10 protein-coding genes are annotated in these 22,030 nt (G+C 37.3%); 4 read left to right on the top strand and 6 right to left on the bottom strand.

Annotation, left to right across the window (positions count from 1 at the left end; genetic code table 11):
- Nucleotides 1-108 precede the first annotated feature (108 nt).
- Complete coding sequence (locus VB264_RS08905; protein ID WP_323248780.1) at nt 109-1,008, top strand: helix-turn-helix domain-containing protein; 900 nt, start codon at nt 109-111, stop codon at nt 1,006-1,008.
- Nucleotides 1,009-1,259: 251 nt separating this feature from the next.
- Here VB264_RS08905 and VB264_RS08900 read toward each other — a convergent pair whose 3' ends face one another.
- The 4 genes from VB264_RS08900 to VB264_RS08885 form a co-directional block, all read right to left on the bottom strand.
- On the bottom strand, nt 1,260-2,978 hold the full coding sequence (locus VB264_RS08900; RefSeq protein ID WP_323248599.1) for a RagB/SusD family nutrient uptake outer membrane protein: 1,719 nt from the start codon (nt 2,976-2,978) through the stop codon (nt 1,260-1,262).
- A gap of 30 nt (nt 2,979-3,008) precedes the next feature.
- On the bottom strand, nt 3,009-6,134 hold the full coding sequence (locus VB264_RS08895) for a SusC/RagA family TonB-linked outer membrane protein (RefSeq protein WP_323248598.1): 3,126 nt from the start codon (nt 6,132-6,134) through the stop codon (nt 3,009-3,011).
- 51 nt (nt 6,135-6,185) lie between these two features.
- On the bottom strand, nt 6,186-7,892 hold the full coding sequence (locus VB264_RS08890; protein ID WP_323248597.1) for a RagB/SusD family nutrient uptake outer membrane protein: 1,707 nt from the start codon (nt 7,890-7,892) through the stop codon (nt 6,186-6,188).
- 71 nt (nt 7,893-7,963) lie between these two features.
- The gene (locus VB264_RS08885; RefSeq protein ID WP_323248595.1) at nt 7,964-10,999 is read right to left on the bottom strand and encodes a SusC/RagA family TonB-linked outer membrane protein; all 3,036 of its coding nucleotides are present in this window, start codon (nt 10,997-10,999) and stop codon (nt 7,964-7,966) included.
- A 441-nt stretch (nt 11,000-11,440) separates the two neighbouring features.
- Between VB264_RS08885 and VB264_RS08880 the strand changes: the two genes are divergently transcribed.
- The 3 genes from VB264_RS08880 to VB264_RS08870 all read left to right on the top strand — a co-directional run bounded on the left by VB264_RS08880 (nt 11,441) and on the right by VB264_RS08870 (nt 17,722).
- Nucleotides 11,441-15,619, top strand: coding sequence for a two-component regulator propeller domain-containing protein (locus tag VB264_RS08880; protein ID WP_323248593.1), 4,179 nt, complete (start codon nt 11,441-11,443; stop codon nt 15,617-15,619).
- Nucleotides 15,620-15,841: 222 nt separating this feature from the next.
- On the top strand, nt 15,842-16,837 hold the full coding sequence (locus VB264_RS08875) for a glycoside hydrolase family 43 protein (protein WP_323248591.1): 996 nt from the start codon (nt 15,842-15,844) through the stop codon (nt 16,835-16,837).
- A 6-nt stretch (nt 16,838-16,843) separates the two neighbouring features.
- Nucleotides 16,844-17,722, top strand: a complete 879-nt coding sequence (locus tag VB264_RS08870) for a glycoside hydrolase family 16 protein (RefSeq protein WP_323248589.1) — start codon at nt 16,844-16,846, stop codon at nt 17,720-17,722.
- Nucleotides 17,723-17,804: 82 nt separating this feature from the next.
- Here the strand turns inward: VB264_RS08870 and VB264_RS08865 are convergent, their stop codons facing one another.
- The gene (locus tag VB264_RS08865; RefSeq protein WP_323248587.1) at nt 17,805-18,851 is read right to left on the bottom strand and encodes a sugar phosphate isomerase/epimerase family protein; all 1,047 of its coding nucleotides are present in this window, start codon (nt 18,849-18,851) and stop codon (nt 17,805-17,807) included.
- A 63-nt stretch (nt 18,852-18,914) separates the two neighbouring features.
- Nucleotides 18,915-21,713: a DUF7133 domain-containing protein gene (locus tag VB264_RS08860; RefSeq protein WP_323248585.1), complete on the bottom strand. Its 2,799-nt coding sequence runs from the start codon at nt 21,711-21,713 to the stop codon at nt 18,915-18,917.
- Between the last annotated feature and the right edge of the window lie 317 nt (nt 21,714-22,030).

The raw sequence follows: 22,030 nt of genomic DNA, 5'->3' as shown, positions 1-22,030 counted from the left end.
GGAAAAATAATCAATCATACTTCTTTTAAAGGAAACGATAATTTGGTAAATTATGCCTGACCTGCTTTTTAAGCGTGTTTTGGGCTTTGAAAAAAATCTATACAAATGATATCTACGACTGAAACCTTAGAAGATTTTTATCAACATAAATTCAACTATCTTCCCGATAACTTAAAACAGGATTTAGGACATTTTAATGTTTTTAGGTTAGAAGACTGCATCGCAGGGGGAACGCCCGTCAATTATAGTCGTAGAGATTTTTATAAAGTGAGCTTAATTAGAGGACGTAATATCTATCATTATGCCGATAAAAGCATCGAAATAGATGGACCGACGCTCATTTTTTTTAATCCACAAGTACCTTATACGTGGGAGTTGATTTCTGGAGAAACTACAGGTTTCTTTTGTATTTTCAAGGAAGCATTTTTTACTGAAAATCTTAGGAGCAATATCAATGATTTACCAATGTTCAAAATAGGAGGGAAGCCTGCTTTTTTATTGAATGAAGCACAAGATGAATACCTTAGTGGAATTTTTCTGAAAATGATAGCGGAAATAAATTCAGATTATCGTTACAAATATGACCTTATCCGGAATTATGTTACAGAAATGATTCATGCAGCGATGAAGATTGAGCCTAGCGAAAGACTCTATCAACATCCTGATGCTAATTCTAGGATTACGGCTGTTTTTACAGAATTGTTGGAGCGTCAGTTCCCGATAGAATCACCTTCACAAAGATTTTCGTTGCGTTCGGCAAAAGATTTTGCTGAAAAACTATATGTGCATGTAAATCATCTGAATAGGGCGATTAAAATTACAACAGGCAAAACTACTACCGATTTAATCACAGAACGATTAATAAACGAGGCAAGAGCTTTGCTAAAACACACTGATTGGAATATTTCTGAGATAAGCTACTGTTTGGGGTTTGAAGAACCAGCCCATTTTAATAACTTCTTTAGAAAACAATTACAAATGAATCCATCGGCGTATAGAATGAATTAATTGCGAGTTAGCGAATTACTGGATTTCGTATAAGGAGGGGTTTAAATGCTATTGATTACCCATGAGTTTGTAAATTGCTAATAATCAGATGATTATCACTAGCGAGGGACTTAAGTCCCTCGCTAGTGATGAGAGCTTCAATGCTTGGTTTTAAGAGAATTATTATTAACTCATATAATAAAAAAGTGAGTTGTGAATGCTAAATTATTACTAATTCAAAATCCACAACTCACTAATTCACAATTAACTAACTACCATCCTGGATTCTGGAGCATTGCAGGAGCTTTGCGTACTTCGGCATCAGGAATTGGTAAAAGATACATTTCTGGACGGAAATTATGGCGTCTGATAGATTCAGTAACTTGGTAAGTATAAGTATTACCTGTTTTAACAATACGCATACGTTTGTTAAAACCATTGCTAACAACCATGGCTGTTTTCCAACGACGAATGTCATTCCAACGGTGGTCTTCAAAAGCTAATTCAATACGTCGTTCATTTCTGATTACCTCTCTCATTTCTTCTTTAGTCATACCAGCTTTTAATCCATAAAGATTATCAGCACCTGGCTCAATACCTGCTCTATCACGTAGTTCAATTAATTTACTATAAGCCAAATCTGGCTTACCAGCTTCATTAATCGCTTCAGCATAGTTCAATAAAATTTCTGCATAACGAAGCAATGGCCAACCTCTATTAGCGTTAAAACTACTATTAGATGAAATATTTACATCACATAATTTACGCGTATAATACCCAGTTGTTTGTCCAGCTAACGTAAAGCCATCTGAGGCAGCTCCTTCATAAGTATAAACAGGACTCAATGTATTTGATGATGCTAAGTAATACAACGATTCATTGTAAACAATAGAATTGGCAAATCGAGGGTCACGATTTTTATAAGGATTATTAACATCATACCCCGAAGTTGGATCAGTAATTGCTTTTCCGTTTTTCATTGGAAAGGCATCTACCAGATTCTGCGTAGGCATTGCATTATACCCCCCCCCTCTGGTTGGCATATTATAAAAGCCTTCCATATCACGATTGGCAGCACGGTTTTGGAAAAAGATATACTCAGTATTTACTCTATTCAAAAACACTTGAGCAAAACCATAACCTGGGGCGGTAGTATTATCCTTATACAAACTATATTCACCCGAATTAATTACTGCCAATGACGCATCAGCAGCTTTTTGCCAGAGACTAACATCATAAGTTGGATTGCTTACCAATTTAGCCAAATTTGCATCTTGCGTTTCAGCACCACCATTGAATAATGGACTAGCCGCATAAAGTAAAATTCTTGACTTCAAGGCTAGACATGCACCTTTTGTAATACGGCCATAATCTTGTTCTGAATACTCATTTCTTGTAGGTAACTGTGATGCAATCGCATCCAATTCACTAGTTAAATAAGATACACATTCAGCATAAGAAGTACGAGGCTCGTTCACAAAGTCGGTGATGTCATACACTTTGTCTTTGATAATAGGCACACCACCAAAGCTAATTAATAGCCAGTTGTAATACCAAACTCTTAAGAATCTCGCTTCAGCAGCCATTTGTGCCTTAAGCTTAGCCGACAATGGCGTTTGTGGAAGCTTTTGCAACAAAAGGTTTACTCTACGTATATTAGTATAAGGCGTCGACCAAAATTCAAGGAAAGGAAAATTAGTCGGGCTACCTGTACCGCTATAAAGTACTACCGCTTTTTGCCCAGTACCTGAATAACGGTATTCAGCATCGTCTGTCGCTTCTTCGGTATTACCGTGAGAATCCCAACGGCCTTTGTTAAAACTAAAGCCAACGTCTCCGTAGATACGGAATAAGAAAGACATTGTACGAGTACTATCGCTAAAAACCGTTTCTTCGGTTAAAGCATTTGTTTTAGGGTCTAGGAAATCACCAGAAGGTTTGCAAGCGGCAAGGCTACCAATGATACATCCAATCAACAATATTTTTTTCATGAAACGATTAGTTCAAATATGGTTAAACACTTAGAATGTGGCACTTATGCCAAGATTTATAAGTCTTTGTGGTGGATAACTCACTCTATCAGTACCAGATGTAATCTCAGGGTCAAATTCATACAATTTACTTAAGCTAGTAAACGTAAGTAGGTTTGAACCATTTACATAAATACGGATTTGAGGAATACCAATTTTTTGAGAAAACTTACTTGGTACTTCAAAATTCACCTGTGCATTTCTTAAGCGAAGGTAATCGCCTGGAATTAGCCAGAATGTGGAAGGATAACCCGCAGGATCACTAATTCCACCTAATAAAGTAAGGCGGGGATATTTGGCGTTATCACCCAATTCTGGCGTCCAAGCTTGTTGGTGTATAGCGGTTAGATTAGATGCAAAAGCACGGATAGATTCTGAAGTTCCTCTCACACTGAAATTACGAGCTCCCTGAAAATTGGCACTGATACTGATACTTTTGTAACGAATGCCTAAATTGATACCATACACTGTGTTTGGTGTATTTGGATTACCTGTTACAGACATATCATAACCATCAATTTTACCATCGTTGTTTAAGTCGGCATACTTCAAATCTCCGGGTTGTACAGGCACTGCAGTTTTAGGACTATTAGCAATATCATCTGCACTTTTGTAATAACCGATGAATGTATAAACTCTTGATTGTCCGATGCTGTTACCTGTATAAGCTTGATAAGGATACAATGAACTAGGTTCGTCTTGGAAAACAATTTTGTTTTTAGCTACCGAGTAATTTCCTTTGATTGAATAAGAGAAACCATTGTAGGTAGGACTTTGGTATCCTAATTCTAACTCATAACCACGGTTGTTTACTTTACCAATGTTTACAGGAGGTAAGCCTTGTCCGAAAATAGCAGAAATAGTACCACGAGTAGTAAGAATGTCGTAACGGTTGTTATCAAAGAAATCTATACTACCTGTTAATTTGCTATTGAATAAACCAAATTCAAGGGCTACGTCTAGTTTTTTCTCCTTTTCCCACGTTACATCATTATTGGCTAGCGTTCCTTCAAAAATACTGTTATAACCATTGCTCGAATACCCAAAGTTTGCTTGTGATACACCGTTACCAGTACCATAATTTTGCTGATAGTAATATGAGAAACTACTACCCAATGCATCATTCCCTACGATACCATACGAACCACGAATTTTAAGTAAATCGATTGATTTATACAGACGACTTTCTTGGAAAAAAGGCTCTTCCGAGATATTCCATCCTGCCGAAGCCGCTGGGAATAAACCAAAACGCTTGTCGCTAACAAAACGGTCTGAACCATTATAGGCTGCATTTAATTGTAATAAATAACGGTTTTTGTAATCATATCCCAAACGACCAGAATAACCTTGGAAATTGCTTGGAATAAAGTTATAGATACCATTACTGTTTGCAGCAGTGTTTGAGTTACGGTTCATCAATGCCAATCCATACACGTGGTGAGCTTTAGCAAAAGTTCTGTCGTAGTTCAAAATAAACTGTAAGTTCAATACTCTTGAAGTACTTTTTGGGTCGTAGCCAAGAAAGAATCTTCTTACTCTATATACGTTAGGGTCACGCGCTTCATAAGAATTTGTAGTCGGATTATAGATGAATGAAGGGAACTGATCACGCGTCATACTTCTAGTATAAGCATAATTGCTTGTAAAAGAAATACGTCCTTGAATGTTTAATCCTTCTGTGATAAAATTCAACTTTTGTTTAGCCGAACCAATGAAGTTAATATTACTTTCATTGCTTTGGCTATAACCATAGTATTTCAAACGACCCACCACGTTGTTTACATTATAACTTGGGTTTTCGTTACGGCTCCAAGTACTGTATCCTAATGACCCATCTGGGTTATAAACAGGATATGCAAAAGGAGCTAATGTAGCAAAACTGCTATAATCATAGAACAAATCGTTATACCCGAACGGGCTACCTACTTGCGGCGTATTTACCTGTGCAAAGTTTCCGTATAAGTCTAAACGTAAGTCAAGGCTTTTAGTAACGCTCATATCGAGGTTTGAACGGTAGTTATAACGTTGGTGATAGTAATTACTATTTACACCTTGGTCTTGACCGTAATCCTTCAACATCCCATCTTGGTTCAAATACCCAACTGATACAAAATATTTTACTCTTTGTGTACCACCCGACAAATCTAAGTTACCTCTGTATTGCTTACTGAAAGTTTTAAATAAAACATCTTTCCAGTTTACATCTGGGTGACCGTATGGGTCTGTACCATTTTGATATAATGCTAAATCCTGATCAGAAAAACGAGGTTTAAATGATGGATTCGGGTTGGCCGCATTATCATTAATTTGTGCTTGATTATACAATTTAGCACTCTCGTAAGCATTCAAGTAAGTAGGAATCTTCGTTGGTTGCGAAAGAGCCGTTTCTACCCTTACTGTAATTTGTGGTGGACCTTCTTTCCCACGACGAGTGGTGATTACTACTACACCATTAGCACCTCTTACACCGTAAATAGCAGTAGTAGAGGCATCTTTCAAAATGGACAAACTTTCAATTTCATTAGGGTCAATTCTTGCAAATTGGTCATAAGAGAATTCAACGTCATCTACGATAATCAAAGGACGGTTGTTACCATTGTAAGAACTAACACCACGGATATAAAAGTTGGCACCATCTGCCCCAGGACGACCCGAAGGTTGTTGCGAGAAAAAGCCTGGTAATTTACCTGCCAAAGCATTTTGTAAACTGGCAGCAGGGTTTTCACGAATTTCGCGCCCAGAAACCGAACTTACGGACCCAGTTAAGGTTAGTTTTTTCTGTTGACCAAACCCTACAACGACTACTTCGTCGAGGCTTTTGTCTTCAGGTTCAAGCACTACATTTAGATTAGTTTGTGTCGTGATTAACACTTCTTGTTGTTTATAACCCAATGAACGAAAGATTAATACGCCACTTTGTCCTTTCAAAGTAATGCGGAATTTACCATTTTCATCGGTTAAGGTACCATTGGTTGTTTTCCCTTTTTCGAAAACAGATACGCCTGGTAGGGTCTCTTTAGCGTCAGAAACAACACCGCTGACGAGTTGCCCTTGGGCATAAAGTGAGCCGCTAGTAAAGGCGGTAAGTAATAACAGGATATATATTAGTTTTTTCATAAATTCTAATGAATTTTATTCATGATTTCATAAGCTATTGCTTGTGTCATTTTACCAACCTTCGTTTTGGATTAAACTTGGGTTTTTCAAGGTTTCGTCATAAGGAAGTGGCATATAGTATAGTCTCTTCGTAAAAACCATATTACCAATTTGTACAGGCGAATAATTGAACGTACCATCTGTTTTAGTGGTAATTTTCATACCCATCAAAGCACCACTTAAAGCAGTTTCTCCGATTTTCCAGCGACGTAAATCCCAGAATCTATGTTCTTCAAAAGCTAATTCTATTCTACGTTCGTTCTGAATCAATGTTCTTAATTCATCCTTCGAAATCGAAGCTTTTATCCCGTAGCGATTATCCGTTCCTGCTTTTATCCCAGCTCTTTTACGGATGTCTATTACCCTCTTTACTGCATCTTCCGTTTTGTCTAGCTCATTAAGTGCCTCAGCCGCATTTAATAAAATTTCAGCATAACGGAATATAGGGAAGTTATGACTCTGATTGGTGTAAGTAGTATTAGTGGCAAAATCAGCCATAAATTTTCTAAGATAATAGCCCGTTCTAGTTTGGACTAAATTACCTCCTGGCTTATCCTTACCTCCCTCAAAAGTCTCTACATTACGTTTTAACCATGTTTGTCCGTTAAAAAATACCGTTAAAGCCAAACGTGGATCACGGTTGAGATAAGGAGCTTGTGCCGAATATCCAGAAAGAGGATTACTAATATCTAACCCATTATTCATCGGGAAGGCATCTACCAAATTCTGAGTAGGACTTGTAAGCCCTTGACTAGCCGCCGGAGAACCATAACCAATTGGTGCATTAAAACTCTCAATGTCAGTATTGTTCGCAACTTGTTTAGCAAGAATAATTTCTGTGTTTTTCTTTACTACAAAAATATTATTGTACGAAGCCTGTAAAGCGTAGTAGTTAAGGTTTATCAACTCATTAGCCGCATCTAAAGCACTTTGCCAACGAGCAACGTCATAACTTGCATAACCATTCAAAGTTTTTAGGCTTGGGTTGGTACTTACACCACCACCATTGAAAAGGGGACTTGCAGCATACAATAACAAACGTGATTTTAAAGCAATAGCAGCTCCTCTAGGAATACGTCCCCAGTTGTTATCTGAAACAGGCTCAGGTGTTAAGCTTCCTTTTATTGCATCACATTCTGTTTTGATATAGTTTACACATTCTTCAAAAGTATTTCTTGGGAGAGATAGGTTATCTTCAATCGTGAAAACCTTATCAGCAATCAAAGGGACACCACCATATCTCTTTAATAATTCAAAATAAAGGTGGGCTCTGATATATCTTGCTTCAGCTTTCCAAGTAGCAATACTAGCTGGCGTAGCGGGTACTTTATCAATATTGGCCAAGAATATATTTACTCTTCTAATCCCTGCATAGCTATTACCCCAATAAGGGTCAGGGTTGTTTAACACACTGATGATACCGTTTGTATAGTATTCTACAGCACGGTTGGTTCTTGATGGAATAGCATCACCTGCACCAGCATCAAGGAAATCACCATTGTTAGCATTGTTAGCTCTACCAATACGATTAAACCCATTAGGGATATAATTATAAATATCGTTCAGGAAGAAAACCGCTAATGTGGCATTTTTATCTTGCTGATCCCAAACTAAATCTTCTTTAATCCAGTCACGAGGCTCAGTTTCAACTCTTTCACAGGCTGTCCAAGACATTGACAAAACCAATAAAAGAAGGCTTGTATATAGTTTTTTATTCATCTTTTTTAGTATTTAGGAAATTGGTGATTTATAAGACTTCATTTATTCAATGATATCCTATACCTCACAGCCTACAGCTTTAAATTCACCCCAAAATTGATAAGTCGTTGAACAGGATAATTACTTTGGTAACTCTCAGGGTCAATCGTTTTGTCGTTGTTGAAAGTCAACAAATTGATAGCATTTGCAAACACACGTATCGAGCTTACTTTGATTTTACCTAATAGTTTAGCAGGTAAAGTATAGCCCAATTCAATATTTTTCAAACGTACATAGTCTCCTGAACGCATCCAGTATGATGAAGTAGCTTGATTGTAAATATTAGTACCAACCCATACACGTGGGAACGAAGCATCAGGGTTAGTTGGCGTCCAGCGATCTAAGTGTTTTTCGAAAGCTTGTCCAAAACCTCCATTTTGAAATGGCCATGTAGAGCTCCATGTTGTGTTACCTTGTAAGTAGATATTTCTGTTTATTGCACCTTGAAACAATGCTGAAAAATCAAATGCTTTCCAGTGGAATCCAAGATTAGCGCCAAAAGGAATCAGAGGACTTTGGTTACCAATAGGAGCTTGGTCTAATTGATTAATAAGACCATCACCATTCAAGTCTTTGTACTTAATGTCACCCGCTTGTGGTGTATAACCAATTATACTCGGCGCGCTAGTAGCTTCTGCAGTGCTTTGGAATAAACCATCTGCTACGTATCCAAATGCTTGTCCGACAGGCTGACCAGTGCGTCGCATCCATGAGAATGGCTGGTTTACTTCATCAATGTATAATACTTTTGATGATTGAATACCAGCGTTTACACTTGCATAAACACTTATATTTTTGATGCTTTTTTGCCAAGCAAGTTGAACATCTACCCCTGAGTATTGATTTTGTCCGATATTTTCATTCGGATAAGTATTTCCCAGCATAGCAGTATTATGTCCACGTTGCATCAACAAATCATAATATTTCATACGATAGTATTCAACAGTAAAGCCCAATTGATGATTAAATACGGCTCCTTGAATACCTACGTTCAATTTATTAGCTTTTTCCCAAGTAATGTTCGGGTTAGCTAATGGTTGTTCAGTAATAGAGGTGTTTGAGCCAGCACCAGTACCGAAGAAAGCACTGTTGCTATCAAAGTAAGTTTGGATGTACGAAAAGTAACCTGGGTTATCATCACCCGTTTTACCATACGAACCAAATACTTTTAAGTATGAAAGCCAATCTTGTGATTTTAAGAAATCTTCTTCAGTAGCATTCCATGCTAAACCAACTGATGGGAAGAAACCATATTTTGTAGTACCTCCCTCAGGATAACGGTTCGAACCATTCAATCCGAAAGCCATTTCAACAATGTACTTTTTCGAGTAGTTATAACTGAATCGTCCCGACGTTCCTGTAAAGGTTAAAGGTAAATCAGAACCTGTTACTGAATTCTGGCGATTTGCCAAAAGGAGGCCTGTGAAGCCATGTTTATTAAAAGTACGGTCATACCCCATACTTAATTCCAAATAGTCTGAGCGTCCTTGAAATTCAATTCCATTTCCATTACTTTGGTCACTGTTTGCACCAAATTGCTGATAACTTTCTTGACCTGATGGGGATATATTTCTTTGGAAAACGGCAAATTTTTTACTACGATCAATGTTTTCAGAAAGGGTAGCATAATAGGAGCCTGTAGCCCTAACCCATAGTCCTTGAGTTACTTCATCTAAAGTTCTTTTTAGGTAGAAGTCAGCTAACATGTCTCTTTTGAAGTTTTGCTGATAGCCTGAGCCAACAGTTTGAGCCCAAAGGTTGTTTTGAAATTGCTGACTACCCCCGTAAGAATTGTTCGGGTTATATACAGGGTATGCATTGTTGGGCGTGTTCATGAGACCCGAAAGAATAGAATTCGTTCCAACACCCGCATCATTACCATTCAAAATTCTTCCAAGTAAATAAATACCACCCGATAACTTAGGGTTTAATTGTAAATCTACATTTGAACGAATAGTGTATGATTTAAAATTATTGTTGGTATTGTAGGCATTGATGTCGCTTTCTTTCAATAAACCCGTTTGATTGATGTGGTCGAACGATACAAAGTATTTAGAGAAACTATTTCCTCCAGTTGCACTAAAAGTATAGCGGTCTTGTCTTGAAGAGGAGTTTAATACTTGATCTCTCCAATTTACATCAGGGTACAGATACTTATCAGAACCTGATAAATAACCTTGTAATGTTTGTTCCGAATAAACTGGCGCTAGTCCATCATTTTTCAAAGCCTCGTTATACAAGGTAGCATAGTTGTACGAATTTAGCGCCTTTGGAAAACGGAGAGGTTGTTGAATAGCAGTTTGTGCAGTAAACGACATTCTGGCGTTGTTAGGATTACCCTTGCGAGTGGTAATTACCAATGCTCCATCAGAACCACGGACACCCATCATGGCGGTTGATAGGGCATCTTTTAATACAGTAATTGATTCGATTTCCTCAAGATCAAAAACTGTAAGTTGGCGAGGGATACCATCAATAATTACCAAAGGACCTTGGTTTCGTAATGAAACACTCGTGCCATCGCTTCCAGGCTGACCAGTAAACTGATTAGTAGCAAGTCCTGCTAATCTACCGGGCAAAGTACTTAATACCGAAGTTACTGCTGATTTCTGCAAGTCACTGTTGAAGACAGCTTGAGAAGAAGTAGCCGTTAAATCATTTTGTACGCTAGTATTAAACAACCTACGGAGAGGTTTTGAACGAAGTACTGCTGGGTTCTTAGTACTTAGGATAATCAAAGGTGAAAGTTTGTCACCAACGATGTAATCCTGAATTTTAATACCCGATGCAAAAATTTCTAGCTTATCACCTTTCTTAGCACTGATAGTTGCCAAACCCGCTGCATCTGTATTTGCTTTTAAACCATTGGTTTTGTTGCTGATACTAATGTTTGCTAGGGGCTCTTCGTTTTCATCAATTACTACGGGTGAAAATAATCCAACATTAGTCGTTTTGTTTTCAGTCGACTGGGCAATCATAAACAAAGCGTTAAACACGAATGTTGCCGTTAGAGCAATCCTACAGAAAGGATACCAATAAAGACAGCGCTTACGTAAAAATTTTATCATAGTTTTGTTTTTTTGAATTTTGGCAATCGTTATTAATAATGCACATAGAAAAAAAGGAATGGAGTTTTAACTACATTTTATCAAATATTAAATTTGAATAATGCAAAACTAATTAATAGAATTAAGCGAATAGGGTGCTTTTTTCGTATAAAAAGGGGGTGAAAATCACACCTAAAGATTGTTGATGGGCTATTTCTTTAATTTCGAGAAATAAAACAGGGTAGTTTTTAAATACATGCCCTAATGCATAGATAAGCCAATCAAATAGTCTGCAATTGTCAATTGGCATGCGAATAAATAATTTCGCGCTGATTTGATGAAAACCTTTTGTTATTCCCTTTTGTATGACAAACTTTGTTGTACTTGTATTAAGAAGGTATGTGAACATTGTACTTAATCATGTAATACCTTTTTTAATATTGTTGAATTAAATACTTATTTATGAAGGGGCATTTAAAATATATTTTTCTAGTAATTATCATCATACCAAGCCTCAGCTTGGCACAATCAAATACTGCTAAATTTCGATTTGAACACCTTACTGTAAATGACGGACTACCTCATAGTGATGCTATGTTTGTAGTTCAAGATAAATCAGGATTTATATGGACGGGTACCAATAATGGTATCAGCCGTTATGATGGTTATGAACTCAAGAAATACGATATGCCTGTGAATCCTGATAATGGATTACCTAGCAATCGTATCCATACTTTACATGTAGATGCAAAAGGTCGTTTATGGATTGGTGCCGAAAGTGCAGGCGTAAATTTGTTAGATGTAAAACACGACAAAGTAATTAATGTAACACAACAAGCCAATCCTGCTATTAATCAAGATTTAATAAAACAACTGAGAGTAACCAATGTTGTTTCAATTGCGTCGGATTCATTAGGGCGTATTTGGGTAGGGACAAGTAGAAATGGAATATTTGTCCTTAAAGTAAATGATGATGACCAGCTTGAAAGTGTTCAGCACATTGTTATCAATCAAAAAACAGCGTATAAAGTAGCAAGCATTATTTGTGATAAAGAAGGTTTCGTTTGGATTGCTACTCGTGCAGAAGGCCTTTGGTATGTTTCGCCCAAAGGGTCGACGATTCGACGTGCGGCACTAGAAGGGAACTATATAAGAACAATACATATTGATTTTCATGGGAATTTATGGGTGGCTACTTACGACCAACTTTTATGGATTAGCAAAGCCCAAAGGCTAACCGCTAAAAGTAGTGAAACTATGATGGGAAACCTGTCACAGATTGAATGCATTTATCTTGACTCTTTCAATCAGCTTTGGGTTGGCACTAATTATGGTTTACGTTTCTGGCCAGCAAAAACGCCCATACTTGCTAATACTATACCAATTGACATCGATAAGCCTACTACGTTTTTACCTTTAGATGGGGACCAAAACAGTATCAATTCAGGGAGAGTTCACCAAGTTTTTGAAGACAATAATCAAAATATTTGGTTGGCAGCCTCGGCCGGGGGACTCAACAGGGTCAATTTGCGTAGAAAACCATTTTATAACTTACAGCGTCAGTTCTCGCAACATCCTACGTTGCCTAATAATTATATCAACTGTATTCATAAGGATGTTGTCAAAAACTGGCTTTGGATAGGTACTCGCAACGGGTTTTCGAGGTATGATTTTAACACAAGGACTTACCAGAACTTTTTGAGTAGAGACCTGCCAGCTGATGCAACAGGTGTAGATGTTTCTGCTTTTTATCAAAACAACGACGGTACTTTATGGGCTGGAACAAGGTATTTGGGTTTAATAAAACTCAATGGAGATAAGTCTGAACGATTTATACAAATAGATAAAGATTTAACCCTTTATAATACCAGTATAGAAAGCATCATCGAAGACCGTTTCGGTACTATTTGGCTGGCTACTTTTGAACTAGGACTTATACGTTTAAATAAAGAAGGGAAGTTATTAGAGCATTATTGGGGAGATAAAAATCCCTTAAAAACCAACGCATTTACTTTTCTGATGTATGATAAAACTAAGGATGTTTTATGGGCAAGTACACGAGACATAGGATTATGGAAAATACAAGTGAAGCAAGAAGGTATTGGTTTATTAAAACACTTTAGTTATGATAGAAATAATAAAAATAGCCTAAGTGGAAATTATGCATGGCCCACACTGAAAGATAAATTAGGGAATGTGTGGGTAGGTACAATTGGCGCAGGATTAAACAAAATTTCGACAAATGCGGAAGGAGAAGACATTGTACAAAGAATAAACATACCCTATCCGAATATAGAAAGCTTACAGGATGATGCTGAGGGAAACTTATGGATAGGTGGAGATGGATTATTGCGTTATAATACACAAAAAGGGCAATGGTTACACTATGATGTAGGTGATGGCTTACAAAGTAATTCCTTTAAAGTAGGTGCTGCTACCAGAGATGCCGAAGGCTTACTGTATTTTGGAGGTATTAGAGGGCTCACTTATTTCAATCCAAAGGAAATTCGCCCTAACGCCAATCCTTCGGTAGTACGGTTAACTAATTTTCGGATATATAATAAACCTGTACAAGTAGGAGAAGAGATAAACGGAAGAGTAGTGCTTGAGAAGCCTTTGGAACAAACCCAAAATATTACCGTAAAAGATAGAGAAAATGATTTCTCGATTGGATTCGTTGGGCTGAATTACAATAACCCCCAAAAAAATATTTATGCATATAGATTAAAAGGTTATAATAAAAACTGGGTTTATACGACTGCCAATCAGCGAACAGCAAGTTTTTCTAACCTTTCAGCTGGAGACTATGTATTGGAAATAAAAGCCTATAATGGTGAAGGACAATGGTCTAAAAAACCAGCTATTTTAAAAATAATGGTATTACCACCTTGGTACAAAACGTGGTGGGCTTATACGTTATATAGCCTTTTGATAGTATCAGCTTTTATCGTCTATCGTAGGGCTAGCTTAGCAAGGCAAGCCTTGAAAAATGCCATAGCTTTAGAAAAATTCAAGGCTGAAAAAGAGAAAGAAATCACAGACTTAAAGCTAAGCTTTTTTACGAATGTATCCCACGAACTACGTACTCCGCTTACCCTAATTTTAGGGCCTATGGAAGAATTGGTATCCGTAGAATCTAAAATGAAGGATAAGGTCGTACTAATGCACCAACAAACACGGAAACTATTAGAACTGGTAAATCAATTATTAGAATTCAGGAAAGTAGAATCGGGACACGTTTCTCTGCGTGCAACCCAAGGAAATATCTTGCATTTTATTCAAGAAATATTCTTGATTTTTAAATTAAAAGCGGATGAATGCTATTTTGATTATGCCATCAGCATGCCCAAAGAGCCAATCAATATGTATTTTGATTGGAGTAAGTTAGAAATCATCCTGACCAATTTATTGTCGAATTCCTTTAAATACACGCCCGAAGGTGGTAAAATAAGAATACAAGTATCTGTAATAGGCTCACCAGATGAAGGGGCGGTGTTTGACCAGAAAAAGCTAAAGGATAATTATTTAGAAATTAAAGTGCAGGATTGGGGTATAGGGATGAAGACTGATGAAGTTGATAAAATATTTGACCCCTATTTTCAAGCATCGCATACAGAAACCATGAAAATCATGGGAACTGGGATAGGTTTATCCCTAGTGAAACAATTTGTGGAAGCACATTCAGGAGAAGTATCTGTGCAAAGCCAAGTAGGAGAGGGCACAACCTTTCAGTTAAAACTACCTTTTGGGAAAGCACATTTAGCAATACATGAAATTCAAAATGAAGTATTAGAACCCCAAAAAGTTACAGTAAATACTAATCTAGTTGACGTCGAGCGTCCAGAAGCTGAAAAAGTTTCGATAAAAATCCCAAGTACCACTCGAATATTGATTGTAGAAGACAATGAAGAACTGCGTTTGTATTTGCAACAGCTCTGCGAAATAAATTATGAGGTTTTTACGGCAGTAGATGGCTTAGATGGGTGGGGAAAAACCTTACAACTATTACCTGATTTAGTAATTAGTGATGTAATGATGCCAAGGAGTGATGGGTTAGAACTATGTCGAAAAATCAAACAACATCCTAAAACTAGTCATATCCCTGTAATGCTCCTAACTGCAAGGGTGGCTGCAGTACATGAATTAGAAGGACTAGAGACTGGTGCGGATGAATACATGGCCAAGCCATTTAATCCATTGATTTTTACAGCTAAAATTGTAACGATGCTTCAAAGCAGGTTACAACTCAGGGAGTATTATCAACGAAAATTGTTGCTAGAACCTACGCAAGTAGATATTCCAGATGAAACCAAACAGCTTTTAGAGAAAGCAATGGCAATTATCGAGAATAATCTGAGTGATTCAGATTTTAATGTACAGATATTAGTAAGAGAGATGGGAATGAGCCAATCTGCCTTTTATCGACAAATTAAAGCCATTACGGGTCAATCGGTAGTAGAATTTATCCGTGATATTCGCCTGAAGCGTGCAGCTCAACTACTTAGTTCAGGCAATTTACGTGTTTCAGAAGTAGCTATGATGGTAGGAATAGAAGATATTAAGTATTTTCGTAAGATGTTCCAAGGCATTTATAATATGCCTCCTTCCGAATATGCCAAACAACACCGCAGTAATAGTTAGTATGATATAGCTTAGTTCATTTACAAAGTGAAAAAATGCCAGTTGAATGGTTAAATTTTTCGTTTCAAAAAATGAACTAAGCTAGAATACACTTATATAACGCTATACCTAAAGATTCTCCCTCCTTTTTGACGAAAATCCCCCCTTATAATACTTCAATCTCTTCATAGTTTTGTACAATGCTAGTTATTTAAAAGGGAACAATTTATCCAATTATAAACAATGAGAATTTCTGCAAATGTATTGTTGTTGGCAGTGGCTATATTATTAGGCTGTCAGACACAAAAAACAAGTGTTAGCACCAAGCAAAACGAATTTAAGCCAGGGAGTATCTGGAATGATAACAATGGGGAAGTAATAAATGCACACGGTGGCGGGCTTTTGTACGTCAACAAAACATACTATTGGTATGGAGAAAAAAGAGGGACGACGGCATCTGAAGGAGTAGGCGTATATTCATCTAAGGACTTGTATAACTGGAAAAATGAAGGAGTAGCCTTGGCAAAATCTGATGACCCTGCCAGTGAAATTGCTGTTGGTGGTTTGATAGAACGCCCGAAGGTAATATACAATGCCAAAACCAAAAAGTATGTAATGTGGTTTCACCTAGAATTGCCTAAAAAGGGCTATAGTGCTGCCAGAGCAGGCGTAGCAATAAGTGATAAACCTACAGGTCCTTTTGTGTATTTAAAAAGCTTTCGTCCGAATGGACACATGTCAAGAGACATGACATTGTATGTAGATGATGATGCCACAGCTTACCATATTTATTCTGCCCGTGAAAATTATGACTTACGTATCACTAAGTTAACAGATGATTATCTTTCGGCTACTACCGAAGATACACTTTTGTTCAGCAGTCACCGTGAGGCTCCAGCAGTCTTTAAAAAAGATGGAACCTATTATTTAATTACGAGTGGTTGCACAGGTTGGGCACCTAACAAAGCAAGCTTGCATATTTCAAAATCGTTATTTGGTCCTTGGAAATTAATAGAAGACCCTATGAATGGACCTTTGGCAGAAAAAACATTTAATGGGCAGTCAACGTATATTCTACCTATTGTAGGGAAAAAAGACTCCTTTATTTTTATGGCTGACAAATGGAATCCTAAAGACTTAAAAGACAGTAGATACCTTTGGTTACCGATACAGTTTAAAGAAGGAAAACCATTGATTACGTGGCAAGATACTTGGAAACTAGATAGTTTTAACCAATAATAATCAATGAATTTTATACCTCAAATCTGTAATATGATGAAGCATTTGTTTGCATTAATAATAGCGTTATTATTTGTTTTTGATACTGTAGCCCAAGATATATCTATTCAAAAAAAATGGGCAAAAGATGGTTATAAACTAGCTTGGTCGGATGAATTTGATAAAAATGGTGAACCCAATCCAGCCAACTGGTCTTATGAAAAAGGGTTCGTTCGGAATCATGAATTGCAATGGTATCAACCACAAAATGCAACCTGTGAAAATGGATACTTAGTTATAGAAGCAAAACGTGAACAAAGACCTAATCCTAATTATATAGAAGGCAGTAAAGATTGGAGAAAAAACCGACCAATGATTGATTTTTCTTCAAGTTGTATGATTACCGCTGGCAAGAAATCTTGGCAATATGGTCGTTTTGAAATGCGTGCTCGTATTGATATTAGTCAGGGAATATGGCCTGCTTGGTGGACTTTGGGAGTTGAGAAAGACTGGCCAGCTAATGGAGAAATAGACATTATGGAGTTTTATCGAGGGAGATTACTTGCCAATATCGCTTGCTTGTCCGCCAACAAACGAGCTGAGTGGCATAGTAATACATTTGCTGTCGACTCGCTAGGAGGAGCTAATTGGGCCGCACAATTTCATGTATGGCGTATGGACTGGGAGAAAGATTTTATTGCTTTATACGTCGACGACCAGTTATTAAATAAAGTATTGATGAAAGAATTAGTGAATAAAGATGGAACAGGCTTTAATCCTTTTCAACAACCACACTATATGTTATTAGATTTAGCAATTGGTGGTGATAATGGTGGAGACCCCTACAAAAGTACTTTTCCAAGTCGCTTTGAAGTAGATTATGTAAGAGTATATCAAAAAGAATAAGAAGTAAAGAAAATAGTTATTCGTTCAATGAAAATGCGCAATGAACGAATAACTATTTTTATGATTCTTCAAAAGACGAACATTAGCTCAAAGATTTTCTACAATACTCAATACATTTTTTTACTTCAGCGACAGAAGAAGAACCTTCAGGTATTTGATATTCCAATTCTACAGTTGCAGGAAAGGCATATTTCTGATTTTTCATCAGCGTTAATACTTCAGCAATAGGAGTATCGCCCTGTCCCCACACTACATTTCCTTTACCATGTGCAGGTGTTTGGCGATCTTTGATGTGCATACTAACAATTTTATCATGCTTAAGTTTGATAAAATCTAAAGGATTCTGATTACCTGCTGCCACAAAATGCCCTAAATCTATGTTTAAAGCATTTGCAGGTGACTGTGCTAGAGCAGTATCCCAAAAAGTTGGCGTTTGTTGTTCATGACCATGATAGCCTACCTTGATACCATATTTTTGGGCAATGGTTCCTAATTTTAGTGTATGGGCGTCATTACTGGGATGTTCAAGTGTAACTTGGTTTGCACCAAGTGCCTTGGCTGCTTTCATGCCATATTCAATATCAGCACCTGAGTTTTGTATACCAAATGCATTAGGTTTAAAAGCATAAATTTTTACTCCTGCATCATTATACATCTTACGGACTTTCTCAAATTTATCCATAGATGCCGTAAGTCGCCATTGACTTACTTCTGCATTATATGCTTTTGTTTGTGCATCTATTTCAGCTAGTTTCTTTTGCTCATCTTCCGTTAGCTCTTTTTTCTCGCTCCTTTTTCTCATTAATGGAAAGGCCGAACGGAAATCAATAGGATTTTTAGGTTTCCCTGCAAATGTTTCTGCTGGGTCGCCCATTAATTCAATGGCACTTACACCCGAATCTAATACATATTGCAATGTCGCTTCCGCACTTTGGTCAGGCATATCTCTGAATGAATACGTAATTACGCCAATCTGTACGCCGTTGATGAATGAATTCGGTTTGTTCAAATGCTTAATGATAGCAGGTGCTCCCCATAGTTTATTGCCTCCTAATACTGCTGCTCCAATAATTGCAGTTGTTCCTAAGAATTGACGACGAGATACCGATAAATTGTTTTCTTTTTTCATGTTATGAAGTAGTTAAATACCATTAAATATTTTTATTGATAATCATATACAAAACTGTATTACCTATTGTCCATATACTTTGAATTGTCTCATCGACCACGGAATATTATCGCCATCTTTCGCAATGCTTGTATTTAATGTTAGGCGCAAAAACTTAGTCTTATTCGTATTCAACGGAATAATATTTTCGCCCTCATTCCCTTTTATTACTGGGATATTTTCTTGCCAATTTATTCCATCCGTAGATGTTTCAAGGGTATATTCTCTTGGATAAATTTGAATATAAGGGGGTATCGTATTAGGCTTATATTGCCAACCTTTTTTGATATTTGATGGAGCATTAAATCTTACTTCTGTTACATTAATAGCCGTAGGAAATTCAATTTGATACCACATTCCTTTTTCCTGAGTGATACCCGTAGACCAGCCCTCATAAGTGAATGCACTTAGGGGCGAAATATTTCCGCCAATGCGTGTAGATGCGGTATGGCTTGCCGTTATTTTTAGGCCATCCTGAGGCAAAATTTCTTTAGGAATTTGTTTAAGTAGTTTATCAAATTGATACATTGTTTTTTGTCCTGAAGTTTTTGCTCGTATCAAAGCTACTTGCTGTGGACTAACCACGGAGGCATCATTTGACAACCCATTTCTAATGTACGAAACTACATCTGCTACCCATTCATCAGATTGGTCTTTCATGCTTGCCATCACGCCAGCAGTATACGTTTTGCCATCAATTGAACCTTCCATTCCATGCAATATTACCCTGAGGGCATATTCTGGATGCGACTGAATACGAAGGGAACCTGCTAAGGCGGGAGCCATTAATTTACCTGCTCCTGCAGGTGTGCCCATTCCATTATTACCATGACATTGCGAACATAATTCATTGTAAATCACTGCCCCTCTAGCTACAACTTCTTGATGTTCTTTACTGAGGCTTGATGCACCAAAAGATCCCATATTGGTAGATTTGGGAGGTGACATAATTTGCTTTCCTACTAATTTTACCCCTTCGGCTTTATTTTTTTCCATCGCCAATTTTATGACATTTTCTAAATCGGGCAATTTCAATACTTTAGCCGTCATCATTGCTTGTATTACTACATCAGTATTTGGGTCGCTTAAGCTAGTAACATAATTTGCTTCCAGACTTTTATCTCCTGCTTTATAGAGCGATTCACTAGCACGCAATGCTTGAATACGAATACGAGGTGAAGGATCTTTCAAGAGTTTTTGAACTACACTTGTTTTTAATGCTCCCAATCCTTCTAATGTCCATAAAGCATGAATTCTTGCCAGTACATTTTTATGAGTAAGCGCCATTGTATTTAAAGCAGGCACTACAGAAAGGTCTTTTTTTAATACTAATAATTGTTGAGCAGCATCACGTCGCCAGCCGTTGGGGTGTTCCAAATGTTTTACTAATAACGCTGATGCTTCGTTCAACATTTTAGGTTGGTTCTTATCTCGCTCCTTGCCGTCATAAGTAATTCGCCAAATTCTGCCCAAGCCTATTACTTTATCTAATTGATATTGTTCAATTTTTGTTCGTAAATAAGAACCTTTTTGAGTCCATTGCCCTTCTTGAATAATGCCATGATACATATCTACAATGTACATCGTACCGTCGGGAGCGGTTGCCATGTCAACAGGTCTGAATAGTGGGTCTGTAGAACGAATGAATTCAGTTTTTTGCTCTTGATACACATTGTGTAGCGTAGTGAGTCCCTCAGTAACCACTGGGTTGATTTGTCTTACTATTCTTGCCACAGGCTCACCATAAAAATATTGTCCTTTGATATTTTCTGGAAGGCGGTCGCCACGGAAAATATCATTACCAGCCGAACCTGTTACCCTGTTCAACGAGCCATCTGGTTGTCTGATTTCGTCCATTCCTCCTTGCATATCGGCTACTTTTACGGCAGCACCCCAAGGAACATCAAAGCCTTTTGCAAACTCATTCGGTACTTCAAAGTTTCCATAATGAATAGGAAATTGGAAATATGAAGGTAAGCCACTTGCCCCGCCTTGAAACCATAATTTCCCATCGTCATCTTGCGTAACACCCCATTGAGCCCTGTTATAACCAGTTTTTTCTCTAATTACGCCATTCGGTGTTTCTCTTACACGGAAAGCATTGACAGTACTATACAACCAATTATCCATCCCATAATACATAAAAGCTTGTTGATGTTCAACATTGCCCGAACGCCCGTATTTAGTAGTGAAAAGTTCTTTTTTATCCGCTTTGCCATCGCCGTTAGTATCTGTGTATTTATAGACGTTGTCTGCATCAGATTCCATCGTCAAGATACAATCTTTTCCATACGGCAATACAAAACGAGGAAAAATTAGATGGTCAATAAAAGTAGTTCCACTTTCATAGATGCCATCGTTGTTTTTATCTTCCCATCTCGAAATCCTGCTAGTAGGTTCCAATTCATTTTTAGAGTCTGCATCCAACATATACGACCGTAGCTCTAAGACATACATCCTTCCATTACCATCAAAGGCAATCGCTCCTGGTTGTTGAATAGCAGGTTCTGTAAGAATGGGTTGAATATGGTAGCCAGGGGGCAAAAGAAAACGTGCGGCTTCATCTGTGGGTGAAAGAGGCTGTACAGGTTGCTTTGGTTCTAAATCAATACCCTTCCAGTTTTCATCGTTTGGGTCAACACCATCAGGAATTTTTACTTTGGGGAGACTATCTACTGGAAAAAGGGGATAAAGGTGTGCTAAGTATCTTGCCTGTTGAGGTTTAGCAATAATAAAAGAACACAAGGCTAATGCTAGCAAACCCAGCACTAAACCAACCTTAGTCTTTGATTTATAAGGAGATTGTTGGAAATGTTTTTTCATTTTTTGTAGTAAAAATTGGATTAAATAAACATTTCTCAAATGTACTGACTTTGAGGGTAATTATGTAAACAAAAACGACAACCACCTTATAAGACCAGACAACCCACCCTATTTGAGCGATAGATAGTATTGAGGGAAGGAGCGACAATTTTCAAATAATTAGTTGTTAATTGTTAAAATAATACCAGTAATTGGACTATTACTCTACCCGATGATTTTTGTTATATATTGATACTGAGTTAGTTGTATTTGAATCCATCGAGTTAATATATTTAAAAGTTCTCTCCATATTTTTGAAAACCCTTGATTTGTATTTC

It is taken from the genome of Arcicella aquatica (assembly GCF_034928825.1).
Classification (GTDB): domain Bacteria; phylum Bacteroidota; class Bacteroidia; order Cytophagales; family Spirosomataceae; genus Arcicella; species Arcicella aquatica.
Note: the sequence above shows the minus strand (reverse complement) of the source record. Positions and strands in the feature narration are given on the sequence as shown.